Source organism: Neobacillus terrae (assembly GCF_011393025.1).
Lineage (GTDB): Bacteria > Bacillota > Bacilli > Bacillales > Cytobacillaceae > Neobacillus_A > Neobacillus_A terrae.
The window spans coordinates 41,413-54,014 of record NZ_JAAOEO010000019.1 but is presented as its reverse complement, the minus strand read 5'-3'; the positions used below and the strand labels follow the sequence as shown (position 1 = coordinate 54,014).

13 protein-coding genes are annotated in these 12,602 nt (G+C 41.3%); 2 read left to right on the top strand and 11 right to left on the bottom strand.

The window, feature by feature from the left end:
• From G8761_RS20645 to G8761_RS20635, 3 genes are all read right to left on the bottom strand, one after another.
• Window positions 1-801, bottom strand: a complete 801-nt coding sequence (locus G8761_RS20645) for an NAD kinase (RefSeq protein WP_166029862.1) — start codon at window positions 799-801, stop codon at window positions 1-3.
• 30 nt (window positions 802-831) lie between these two features.
• A complete protein-coding gene (yjbM, locus tag G8761_RS20640) occupies window positions 832-1,470 on the bottom strand; it encodes a GTP diphosphokinase (protein ID WP_166029861.1) in 639 nt (212 codons plus the stop codon).
• Window positions 1,471-1,590: 120 nt separating this feature from the next.
• Entirely contained in the window at window positions 1,591-1,950 is a 360-nt protein-coding gene (locus G8761_RS20635) for a UPF0738 family protein (protein WP_166029860.1), read from the bottom strand.
• A 118-nt stretch (window positions 1,951-2,068) separates the two neighbouring features.
• On the opposite strand from G8761_RS20635, the gene G8761_RS20630 reads away from it, so the two are divergent.
• Together G8761_RS20630 and G8761_RS27705 are read left to right on the top strand one after the other, a co-directional pair.
• A complete protein-coding gene (locus G8761_RS20630) occupies window positions 2,069-2,668 on the top strand; it encodes a CYTH domain-containing protein (RefSeq protein ID WP_166029859.1) in 600 nt (199 codons plus the stop codon).
• Window positions 2,669-2,689: 21 nt separating this feature from the next.
• A complete protein-coding gene (locus G8761_RS27705; protein WP_166029858.1) occupies window positions 2,690-3,388 on the top strand; it encodes a lytic transglycosylase domain-containing protein in 699 nt (232 codons plus the stop codon).
• A 123-nt stretch (window positions 3,389-3,511) separates the two neighbouring features.
• Here G8761_RS27705 and G8761_RS20620 read toward each other — a convergent pair whose 3' ends face one another.
• The 8 genes from G8761_RS20620 to G8761_RS20585 all read right to left on the bottom strand — a co-directional run bounded on the left by G8761_RS20620 (window position 3,512) and on the right by G8761_RS20585 (window position 12,588).
• Window positions 3,512-4,762, bottom strand: a complete 1,251-nt coding sequence (locus G8761_RS20620) for a hypothetical protein (RefSeq protein WP_166029857.1) — start codon at window positions 4,760-4,762, stop codon at window positions 3,512-3,514.
• Between the two features lie 12 nt (window positions 4,763-4,774).
• The gene (locus G8761_RS20615) at window positions 4,775-5,509 is read right to left on the bottom strand and encodes a creatininase family protein (protein WP_166029856.1); all 735 of its coding nucleotides are present in this window, start codon (window positions 5,507-5,509) and stop codon (window positions 4,775-4,777) included.
• 15 nt (window positions 5,510-5,524) lie between these two features.
• Window positions 5,525-6,658, bottom strand: coding sequence for a M20 family metallopeptidase (locus tag G8761_RS20610; RefSeq protein WP_166029855.1), 1,134 nt, complete (start codon window positions 6,656-6,658; stop codon window positions 5,525-5,527).
• Between the two features lie 6 nt (window positions 6,659-6,664).
• The gene (locus G8761_RS20605; RefSeq protein WP_166029854.1) at window positions 6,665-7,981 is read right to left on the bottom strand and encodes an amidase; all 1,317 of its coding nucleotides are present in this window, start codon (window positions 7,979-7,981) and stop codon (window positions 6,665-6,667) included.
• A gap of 1 nt (window position 7,982) precedes the next feature.
• On the bottom strand, window positions 7,983-8,921 hold the full coding sequence (locus G8761_RS20600; protein WP_166029853.1) for a M14 family metallopeptidase: 939 nt from the start codon (window positions 8,919-8,921) through the stop codon (window positions 7,983-7,985).
• 83 nt (window positions 8,922-9,004) lie between these two features.
• A complete protein-coding gene (locus G8761_RS20595) occupies window positions 9,005-10,642 on the bottom strand; it encodes an ABC transporter substrate-binding protein (protein WP_166029852.1) in 1,638 nt (545 codons plus the stop codon).
• Between the two features lie 98 nt (window positions 10,643-10,740).
• A complete protein-coding gene (nikC, locus tag G8761_RS20590) occupies window positions 10,741-11,559 on the bottom strand; it encodes a nickel transporter permease (protein ID WP_166029851.1) in 819 nt (272 codons plus the stop codon).
• Window positions 11,560-11,574: 15 nt separating this feature from the next.
• Window positions 11,575-12,588 (bottom strand): ABC transporter permease, encoded by a 1,014-nt coding sequence (locus G8761_RS20585; protein WP_166029850.1) that lies wholly within the window; start codon window positions 12,586-12,588, stop codon window positions 11,575-11,577.
• Window positions 12,589-12,602 lie beyond the last annotated feature (14 nt).

Sequence of the window (12,602 nt, the reverse complement as noted above, 5' to 3'; positions counted from 1 at the left end):
TCAATCTCCATCTGCGATAAACGAATCATGTACCCTTTTCCAAAAAGGGAAGGGCCGGAATCTGGCAAACCGGATTTTTTCTTCGGGAACTCTGAATTGAATCGATTTCACATCTTTATGAAGAAGTGTTAAATGATCAATGGTCACCTGGAAGTCCGACAGATTGACAGGTTTAAGCATGCACGTATGATGGGCAGGCAAAATTAACGGGGATCCGATTGTCCGGAAAACCCGGTTATTAATCGAAGCCATTTCAGCTACCTGGATAGCGGCAATCGACGGATGTATTATGGCTCCTCCAAGTGCCTTATTATAGGCTGTACTTCCTGAAGGAGTGGAAACGCAAAGGCCATCACCGCGGAAACGTTCAAAATGCTGGCCTCTGATCTCTAAGTCCATAACTAAAGTTCCTTCAATACTTTTTACAGTGGATTCGTTTAAAGCAAGATACCTTGATTCTTTCCCACCATGCTGATATCGGATAATGATCTCGAGGAGCGGATATTCAATTACCTGAAAAGGAGTTTTAGCAATGGCAATGACCAGCTTTTCAATTTCTTCAGGGACCCAGTCAGCATAAAAACCCAAGTGACCAGTGTGAATTCCGACAAATGCCGTTTTATCCAACCGGCTGCTATACCTGTGAAACGCATAGAGAAGGGTTCCATCCCCTCCTACTGAGATAACAATATCAGGCTGGTCCTCATCGTAAACAAGATCAAAATCAAGCAGATAGGTTCTTATCTTATGCATAAGCGTATTCGATTTTTGATCTCCCTTTGAGGTGATGGCAAATTTCATTTTTCAAGCTCCTTATTTTATAAGATTTAATCAGTTCTGATCTTCCTGCTTTTGATCTTTTTTTCTAGTAAAGAATGCTTGCGCCTCCTGGATTTCTCCTCGTATAAGCGACATTTCCTCATCAAGCCTGAAAGCTGCTTCGGCCGCTCTCTTAAGCCTCAATTTTATATCCTGTGGAAAAGCCCCTTTATATTTATAGTTCAGCGAATGCTCGATCGTTGCCCAAAAATTCATGGCCAGTGTCCTGATTTGAATTTCTGCCAGGATCTTTTTTTCACCATGGATTGTCTGAACAGGGTATCGGATCACCACATGATAAGAACGATAGCCGCTTACTTTTTTATTGGAGATATAATTCCTTTCTTCAACGATCTCAAAATCGTTCCTGTTTCTCAGGAGACTAACCACTCCATGAATATCATCAACAAATTGGCACATCATTCTTAGTCCGGCAATATCCTGCATTTCTTCTTCAAGTTTATCTAGGGCAATCCCTTTATTATTGGCTTTGTCAAGGATACTCGCTATAGGCTTTACCCGGCCTGTGACAAATTCAATCGGTGAATTGGAAGAGTCCATTTCAAACTGGCCCCTCATTCCTTTTAACTTTACCTTCAATTCTTCAACTGCCTGTTTATAAGGGGCTAAAAATTGATCCCAATGTTTCATTTTTCTATCACCCGGCCCTAAAACAAAATCTTAATGGATGAATGGCTGTTTATTAGAAAACAAGTTATTCCCGATATGACGGATTTACAAGTTCTCCTTTATCACATATGTGATCCTGCATTAGAAAACAGCTTCGACCTTTGTGACCATTTCCTCTCCGTAGTTACTATTACCCTTAATATTATCGGTTAAATATTCAAGTTCTTCAAAAAAGTTGAAAAGTTTAATCTGTTGTGTTCCATCTGATAAAATAACCGCAGCCCTTTGGTCCAGCGCAGTTTTTAAAGATGGCCAAATGTTTTCCATTAGAACTATATATGTATAATCACCATTCTCCTCCATTAAGTAAATAAAGGCGAAACTGTCAGAATCAACAAGCATCTGCCCGGCAGGAACAAGACCTGAAACAGGCTGAGCCGCAGACAGCAGCAATTGGTTCTTTTCTAAATTAGCTATGTCTATTCGAAGCTTTTTTTTCATTATTTTCTACCTCCATATATACTCTCCTATTTTAGCATAAGCAGTTCAATTCTCCCAGAAATTGCAGTCGCCATAAATCAAAGAGATAATAAAGAAAAAATATAGGAGGTAAAGTACCTTGTCACAACATCTTGAAATTGAATTTAAAAATATGCTGACGAAATATGAATATAACCAGCTGAAAGAAGCCTTTCAAATAAACGAAAACAACTTTTTCACTCAGGAGAATCATTACTTTGACACAGCTAATTTTGCTTTGAAGGAAAAAGGATCTGCACTTAGAATTCGCCAAAAAAAGGGCTCCTATGAAATGACTTTGAAACAGCCAGCCTCCCAAGGTCTTTTGGAAACCAACCAGATTCTTACCTCCATTCAAGCACATGAAGCTTTCAATGCAGGCAGGCTCCCTGAAGGTTTAGTAAAGATGGCCGTTGAGGAATTAGGGGTCAATTTTAATATGCTTGCTTACTTTGGGGCTCTTACGACAAAACGAGCTGAAGTAAAATATCTATCCGGTCTGCTCGTTTTAGATTATAGTACCTATTTAAATATGGAGGACTATGAGTTAGAATACGAAGTAGAAGAATATGAGACAGGCAAGAAAGCCTTCTCTGATTTATTAAAAAAACACCATATTCCTGAGCGGCCTACTCTTAATAAAATTCGCCGCTTTTATGAGGAGAAGTATCGTCAATCTACAAACTTCTCAACCGAATAAAACTTCTTAAGGAGCTTTTAGATGAGTATCGATAAATTAAAGGCCATGCTTGAATTAAAAGCCTTTCAAGGCTTTGGTTCTTCATCGGAAGAACAGGATAACTCAAATATGTTTACGGACCTTCTAAATCAACTTTTAGGGGATCAAGAGCGTCCTTCTTTTACTTCTGATCCATCTAACCAAGGATCAACGGACGTAAACCTGGTGAATGATCTAACTTTGCCTGAGATCTCAAATACTGTTACTCCCATGGTTCCCGGTTTAATAGCTGCTAATTCCCTTGGCTGGATTGGAAAAGCACCAATTGTTCCTCCTGCTGGGACAAGCCAGAACCAGAATTCATCCCAAAAATACGATGATATTATTGAAAAAGCATCCAGGCTTTATCAAGTGCCCGCAAAATTAATTCGTTCTGTGATGCAGCATGAATCAAGCTTTAACCCTAATGCTGTCAGCAGAACAGGCGCCTCTGGACTCATGCAATTAATGCCTGGAACAGCACGCGCTATGGGGGCTGAAAATACGCTTGATCCTGAACAAAACATCCTTGCAGGAACCAAGTATCTTCGCCAGCTTATGGATAAGTATGATGGTAATATCCACTATACCATTGCAGCGTATAATGCTGGCCCGGGAAATGTGGATAAGTATGGAGGTATTCCTCCTTTTAAAGAAACACAAAATTATGTCAGGAAAGTAACCGGTTCATTTTTAGCATAAAGTTTAATGACATCCAAACAGTCCTAAATCAATTGAGAAGCCCCCTTTTTGGGTGGCTTTTTTATAAAGGCAGAAAAAAGAAGGGGGAACATTGGTCATGCTTCCCCTTCTTTCAGTATTACTCTACCTTTGCATACTTGCAATCTCAAATGGCCTAAACTCTTTGCCGAGCAGCTCAGAAATGTCATCGATAAATGTAAATGTTGTATGTGGCGTATCATAAAGAATATTGAAATATTCATCTCTTTTCTCAACTGGAGTTGCATCATACGCCAAACCGACCATCCAGCGTCCATAGTAATAGGAAGGATAATACGTTCGTTGAATTCTATCAGAGAAGAAACGGAATGCATTATTTGCTTCAATTGTATTAATGCTGCCTTTATGAATCATATAATCTATAGCTTCTTCTTTGCTTCCTTGACCAAGATTATATAGATAGCACGCATTGGTCGTGTACATCCTCTGCAGATCCAAATAATTACGGGCCAAAATATATTGATGCTTGGCTGCCACATCTACTCCTGTGGTCTCCTGGTTTAATTCATCCCATCCCAAGAAGTGAAGCGCTGTTTCCGGACCACCTTCAAACAAAGCGTTCGTAGGACTATTGATTAAATAATAGGAAGCTTCTAACGGAAGCTTTCCCTGCTTAAATAAATGATCCCAGCGGCAATAAAAAGCTTGATGACCTGGGTAACCTTCGTGGGTCATGATTTGCGCCAAAATTGGCTCGCTCCATGGACGGTCAATATTAAAAGTTAGATTACCACGGTAATTTCCGGTGTATTTAGAATAACCACTCCAGAACACGCCGCGTATTGATTTGATTGCGTCAATCCCGTCTTCTTTAGGAAGGGAAATAACACGTTTCAAAGTACCCGCCTTGCTTCGTTCCTTAAAGTTTTCTGCCACCTTCGTCACAAGTTCGGGTTCAATCAGCGTATCCTTTCGCCATTGTTCACCCATCTCTGCAACGCTCCCCTTGTAACCAAGGTCTTTAAGTCCTTTTTCCACCTGTTCTTTCATAAAAATAATTTTTTCATCGGAAATAAATACAGATGGAAGCTCTTGAATATTCAAAATCAATTGATCATATGGAACGTTATCACCTTGGAGGCTTCTGGCAAAATAACGAAAGCTGTTTACCATGGACCTTAAGTAACGGCCAGGGTGCCCTTCTAACGATTGAATCTCCTTTTCCACTTCCTCAATCGTTTTGCCGATTTCATCAAAGGTATGAAGACTCGACTTTACATCACTGTAGCTGGCAGTTGCCACTTCCTGTTGATATAGCTTTTGCACCTGATCATTTAAGCTTAAAACGATATCAACTATTTTTTCTCCTGTCTTTTCCTTCGTCCAACGCAGCATCAAGTACCCCCCTTAAATTTGAGTTTGTACTGGTTTGTTAACCTTCCACATGTCTTCAAAGTCCTTTAACATGAGCGGAATCATTGCTTGATACAATTTTTCTCCTTTTTCCACAGTTGCTGCTCCTGCATTTCCTAAATAGCCTTCGGGAAAAATTGATCTCCCCCAGTTGCGGTACTTTATTTTTGGTGACAGCTCGATTTGGTGATTGCCTACTTGGCTAGTATCCGCAAGAGATTCTGAGATTGCCAGTACTAATGAAGTCTCATCTTCACCGGCATGGCCAGGCTCAGCTGCAATAGTTTTAATCGTATCGCGGTAATCCACCCACCAATTAATCATTAAAATAGTTAATCCTAAATCGGCTAACTTTTCACCAACCGTATTTAAGCTGTTAATGTTTCCACCATGCCCATTAAAAAACACTAAATTTTTAAAGCCGCTCCGGTGAAACTCCTTCCCTACTTCAAATACATAGTTAGAAAATGCCTCAACTGAAACATCAATGGTCCCTTTGAAAGACTGCAGCGCCCAGGAATGACCATAAGAAATTTCTGCTCCAATGACTACTTTTTCACCTATAATCCTGTCCAGCCGTCTTAAAAACTCCCTCGGGATTAACACATCTGTTCCAAGCGAGCAATGGGGACCGTGTGCTTCCACCATACCAATCGGTAAAATGGCTGTATCAACACCGCTTTTTAACACATCTTCAAATTGGCGCAAACTTAAATCCATCATGTACATGAATCGTCACTCCCATTAAATATTTTTTTTCAATGCTTCCGCCAACAATGCTGCACGATATGGTAAGTTGGCCAATACCACATGCTCATCATCAGAATGGGCACCTGCTCCCTGTGGCCCAAGGCCATCTATGGTTGGGATTCCAAGGCCTGCGGTAAAATTCCCGTCACTTGCCCCGCCTGATGAACCTTCTTTCAATTCATATCCATGGCCGGCTGCAATCTCTTTTAGTTGTTCATATAACATAATGACTTCAGCATTCCTCTCCAATGGATACCGGTTTATCCCACCGCTCACCTCAACTGTTGTACCATTTAAAAATGGTGTAAGGTTTTGGAATTCACGTTCCAACTCATACGCTTGTTCCTTTGCCGTAAATCTTACATCCACTTCTGCATGTGCATGCTTGGCAATAACATTGGGCCGGCTGCCGCCTTCAATTAATCCAACATTCACTGAAATCCCTTTTTCTTTGTCTGCTAACTTCTTCATCTCCACAATTTGCAATGCTAGCTCTTCAATCGCACTTGCACCAGCCCAAGGATCTATACCGGCATGACCGGTGACTCCTGAAATATTAATTGTGAACCATCCAACACCTTTTCGAGAGGTTTTTACTGCTGCATCCGGGGAAATACTGGATTCTGGTACATAGACCATTGAGCTGTCTTTGGCCAGCTTTTCAATTGTTTCCCTGGAAAAAAGGCTGCCGACCTCCTCGTCCGAACTAACAAAAAAGACAACCTTTCTTTTACCAAAAATATTAAACTCTTTTAATGCCTTTAAGGCCCAAAGGGTAGTGGTTAGACCTCCCTTCATGTCAAATGTACCCGGACCATACAATATGCCATTTTCTTTTTTAATCGGGAGTGCCCCTTGGCTCCATACGGTGTCATAGTGGGCAATGATTAAAATTTGCTCTTGTTCCTCACCAGTCCCGTATGTAAAACAATATTGGTTTCCGACCCTTTCCTGAGGAATAATCTCAGCCTTGCCGCCAACTAATCTTTCAAATTCCTTTTGCAGTACAATGCCGCATTGGTCGGTTAATTCTTTGTTAGTAGAGGGAGATTCTGCTTCAACAAGCCTCAAAAGCGTTTCTTCCATTTCTGACTGATGATCCTGTAAAAATGACAATATATCAGACAATATTTCTCACCCCTTTTTTAAATTCGCCCCTTGCTCTAATGCTCGAGCGATACTTAATAATTCCCTGTCTTTATTCAAAGGTCCTGCCAATTGCATCCCAATCGGCATTCCTTCATTGGAATAGCCAAGATTAATTGTGACTGCAGGATGCCCGGAAACATTAAAGGGACCAGTAAATGTCATTTCATTTTTATCATGGTCACCAATCACTGGATCCTCTCCGGGTGCAGGAAACGCGACCGTTGGCATCAACAGTACATCCACTTTAGTAAAAACCTCAGAGACGGTCACCCGAAACTCCTTTTGCTGCTGTAGCCCTTCAAGGTAATCTACTGCTTTTTGTTCCATACCAAGTTCGAGTTGACTAAAGGTCAGGGGTGCGTAATCATGTTTACGATTCAACCAATTTTTATGAATTTGCGCCGCTTCAGGAAGCAATATCTTCATAAGGATATCCTCGGTTTTCTCCCAGCCTGGAATCTCTACTGTTACGAGCTGCCAGCCAAGCTCTTCTGCAATGTCCAGTGAGTGATTGTAGACTTCTCTTACATCAGACTCTATACTTCTTAAATAAGATTCTGGGAGTATACCAATCCTCTTTATTCCATCTAATGAACCCTTGGTATTGAATTCTGAGATTGCATCCCAAACTAATAATAAATCCTCGGCTGTTTTGGCAATTGGCCCGGCGTGATCGAGTGACCAAGAAAGTGGGAAAACGCCCTGTACGCTTATCGCATCATAGGTAGGCTTTAATCCAGCAACACCACAATAGGAAGCCGGAATTCTAATAGAACCGCCTGTGTCCGAACCCATAGAAAAAAAGCCGAGCCCGGCCGCCACTGAAGCTGCGGAGCCGCCGCTAGAACCTCCGGCAGTTTTATTCAAGTCCCAAGGATTGTTGGTTTGCTTGTATTTCGGGTGAACAATTCCGTAAGCAAACTCAAGCATATTGGTTTTCCCTATAAAATTAGCACCTGTGTCCGTAAGCTTCTCGACCACATCAGCGTTGTGATCAGGAATAAAGTCTTTCAGTATCGTTGACCCGCAGGTTGTTAGCCTTCCTCTTGTATAAAATAGATCTTTTAAGGAATACGGCACCCCAGTTAGTAGGTGAGTTGGCTTTCCTTGTAAAAATAGTGCTTCTGCTTGCTGTGCTGAAACCAGCGCATCCTTCTTGAAAAGTGAAATAAACGCATTTAACTTTAGCTCTTCTTTTTCAATACAAGAAAACAAATAGCTTACAAGTTCGACTGGAGAAAGCTGTTTACTGCGATATAAATTTGCAAGATTGATTATTGATCCTTTTAATATTTCCTTCAATCTATTCACCTACTGCAAGAAGTGGGTCATTTTCATTAATCGCTAATGAGGTTACCAGGAACAAGACAGCTCCATTTGTGTCAGAATGGAAAGTTTTCACAACATGGCCGAACTCATCAGTTAAATCGCCAAGCTTATCGCCCTTACGAACCATCTCACCAATTTTTACGCTCGGGTACCATAAACCTCTTTGGTTGGCACGGTACCAATCAAATTTCGATAAATATTTTGACTTGAACCTGCTCACTTCTCCCTCCAGAACGCCAAGAGAACGAAGGATATTTTTCGTTCCTTCCTGTAAAAGGACAGAATTCTCATCACTTAAAATTCCTTGCTGCCCCGCTTCTGCTATAATGGCAGGAATCCCCTGCTCCGCAGCTGCCCCGTAAGTAGAACCGGGAACCTGTCCGCTGCTGCCAACTACATATTCAATTTCAAAGAGTGATGCCATTTCTTTTGATTTCTCGGCCACCTGTTCGTCCTTTGTTACATGGTAAATCGTAAAGGGTATCAAGGCTTCAATCATATCGCCTCCATGGAGGTCAATAAGGTAATCCACATTTTTAATGGCTGTTTCATTTAACCAGTATGCCAGTCGTTCTGCATCTGTACCGTCTTCCTTCCCAGGGAACATCCGATTTAAATTTTTACCATCACGGGGATGAACATAGATACTGCGGGAATAAAATGAAGCCGGATTGGCTATTGGCAAAATGGCAACCTTGCCTTTTACTTCCTCTGGGTTAAGGCTCTGGCCAAGCTTTAAAGCGGAGTCAATTGAGGTATATTCGCAGCCATGAATCCCGCCAATAATAAGAACCCGGGGACCTTCCTGGCCATTAATCAAAAATAACGGAAGCTTTTCTTCAATGTCCGGAAATTCTAAATATCCTTGAACTTTTTCATTACTCGAAGCAGCTAAATTACCGAATTCCCACATTAGCCTCGCCCTCTCCAATATTTCTATAAATTTCCTGAACGGCAGAGATAATATTTTTCCTGCCGTTCAAGAAGATACTATGATTATTCCTTTGTCATCTTTTGGAATGGCACATACCAAGTATTCATTGGGTTAATTTCAAAGCCTTTTACCCAAGTTTTCTTAGCAACTTGGACCTTTCTTTGTGCTACGAAAATATATGGTGCTTCATCTGCCATAATGGCTTGAACTTCTTTATAATCTGCATCACGCTGTGCATCATCAACACTAACACGAGCCTCTTGTAACAGCTGGTCAACCTTCTTATTATCATAGAATGCAAGGTTAAAGCCTGGCCCTTTACTAGAGGAGTGTGCAAAGTACCATAGGTTGTAATCTGGATCGGCATAATCCGGTGTCCAGGCTGCTAAAGCAAGCTGGTGCTTACCATTCGTTACCGTGTCAAGGAATGTTGGCCATGCCAAGGTTTTAATATTCAATTTAACACCGATTTTCGCCAAGTCAGATTGAAGCATAACCGCAATATTCTTACGGACTTCATTGTTCTCGGAAATGACAATTTCTAAGTCAAAGCCTTTTTCATAGCCAGCTTGTTTCAATAGATCCTTTGCTTTATCTAAGTCGTAATCATACAAAGTAGCCTTATCGTTATAACCAAACATTCCCTTTGGAACGATGCCATTGACGCGCTCTGCACCACCAAGCAGCACGTCTTTGATAATAGAATCATAGTTCACTGCGTGAGCTAATGCCTGGCGGACTAATTTATTATCTAACGGTTTTTTCGTCATGTTCATTGATAGATCATCAATTTGGTAGCCAGGAGACTTCACAACTTCCACTCCATTTTTTCCATCCATTTGGTTTAGGACATCTGGAGAGATCATTGTGTCATCTAATTGATCGAGCTCACCCTTTTCCAGCATTAAACGGGCAGTCGATGGTTCTGGAACAATTAAAATATTTACTGTCTTCATCGTTGGAGCACCGCCCCAGTAGCTGTCATTAGCCTTTAATACAAGCTTTTGGCCGCGGTCCCAAGTTGCCAGTGTATATGGACCAGAGCCCATTTCGTTGGAAGCTAAGTATGATTCTCCATTGTCTTTTCCTTCATGCTCCTTTAATTTTGGATTAACGATATTTCCATACACGGTTCCTAATGATTTCACAAATGGACCAAACGGCTTCTTCAAATGGATTTTAATCGTGTTAGCATCAACAATTTCGAAGCTTTTGTCATCGACAATACCTTCAAAAATTCCGGCAGCAGATTTTTTCAATTTCATGGCACGTGTAAAGGAATATTGAACAGCCTCCGTCGTAACAGGTGTACCATCATGGAATTTGGCATCCTTGCGTAAAAAGAAGGTATACGTTTTGCCGTCTGGAGTAACTTCCCATTTCTCGGCGAGTTGAGGTTTGATTTCTGTAGTAGTTCCATCATAAGTAACTAGGCGGTCGTAAAGCATATAGGTAACACGAAATGATGTATTGGCAGCTGTTCCATGTGGGTCAAGGTGCGGAATATCTTGGTTTGTAGCAAAGTTAAATACATCTTTATCCTTTGGCTTTTCAGCATCCGTCTGATTACCTGTATTTTGTTTCCCGTTATTTTTAGCAGGAGTTGACGATTCTTGATTGTATTTGTTACACCCTGATAAAACCAGCCCAACTATCAGCGCAAACATAACCAACTGCATCCATAACCTTCTTTTCTTCATGCTTTATTTCCCCCTTGGTTATTTCGAATATTTTAAAAATATTTTTGGCAATTGTTGTTCCACATTCCCTCCCAACTAAAATGTTTTTTCTTAAAATATTAACGCTGCTTAGGGTCGAGGACGTCACGCAGTCCATCACCTAACAGGTTAAAACCTAGAACCGTAAACAAAATGGCTAAGCCAGGGAACGTCGCTGCCCACCATGCTTCGCGAAGAATCTCCCGGCTTGATGAGAGCATCGCTCCCCATTCAGGTGACGGCGGCTGTGCACCTAATCCTATGAAGCTTAATCCTGCTGCTGCTAATATTACAAACCCTAAATCAAGGGATGCTTGAATACTTGCTGGTGCAATTGAATTGGGAAGGATATCTTTAAATAAAATTCGAAACGGATGGGCACCAAGTGCACGAGATGATTCGATAAACTCGGCATTCTTAATTGACAGCACCGATGAGCGAACAATCCTTGTGTACCAAGGCCACCAAACCACCGCTAAGGCTAACAATACGTTTTCGATTGATGGACCAAGTGCGGCCGCGATCGACATCGCAAGTATGATTCCAGGAAAGGAAAGGAAAATATCTGTTAAGCGCATGATAATTTGATCGACTAACCCACCAAAATAACCGGCAATTGCTCCAAGCATGGTGCCAACTGGAAACGAAATCACCACAACTAAAAGACCTACTTTTAAAGAAATTCGCGAACCATAAACGATACGGCTAAAGATATCTCTGCCTACTTCATCTGTGCCAAAAATATGGGCACTACTCGGTGGCTGCAATTTATTTGAAAAATTCACTTCTAAAGGATTATAGGTTGCGATCAACGGAGCAAATGCAGCCAGGAACAGTAATATAAACACTAAGATAAAACCGATTAAGGTTAACGGACTGGAAAAAATTCGCCTAACCATTCAGCGTGCTCCTTTCTACTCATATTTCAATCTTGGGTCAATCACCTGATAGAAAATATCAATGATTAAGTTTACAAAAATGAATAGGACAGCAATTAATAATGTTACGCCCATAACGGCAGGGAAATCCAAATACGTAATCGCGTTTACTGCGTATTTTCCAAGTCCAGGCCAAGAAAAGACAGATTCCACTAAGACGCTTCCACCCAGAGAATGACCAAACGTCATCCCAATTAATGTTAATATGGGCATCATCCCGTTTTGTAAGGCATGGCCGTAGAGGACACGATTTTGAGAACCGCCCTTTGCATAAGCCGTACGAACATAATCGCTTCTTAAAACTTCAAGCATGCTTGATCTTGTCATCCTGGTAATCATTCCAATGGTTACCGCTGCCTGAGTAATACCTGGCAAAATGAGATGGATAAATGCAGATTGAAAAACTGGCCAGTTTCCAGTTAATAACGCATCTATTGTATACATTCCAGTTATGTGCGCAGGAGGTGAAACCCAAGTGTCCAGCCTGCCCGCTCCGGGCAGCACCCCCAACTGAAGGTAGAAGAACAATAGCAGGATAATTCCTAGCCAAAAAGCAGGCATAGCGACACCGATTAATGCTGCAAATCTTGTAATTTGGTCTGGAATTTTATCCTTTTTGTTCGCACTGATAATACCGAATGGAATTCCGACCAAAACGGTAATGATCATTGAAAATAAGGTTAGTTCCAGAGTTGCAGGAAAATAGCGTTTTAAATCATTTACCACCGCTTGCTGCGTGTACGTGCTGTTACCTAGATCTCCTTGAAGTATCCCGCTAACATAACGTCCATATTGAACATATACCGGGTCATTTAGTCCCATTTTTTCCTGAAGCTCTTTTATGATTACCGGATCTGCCTTTGGTCCCAAAATGAGTCGGGCGGGGTCACCGGGAATCGTATGTGAGATAAAAAATGTCAGGACACTAATTCCAAATAGAATTGGAATCATTAACAGCAAGCGTTTTGAAATGTACTGAATCGCATCCAATTTTTTCTTACCCT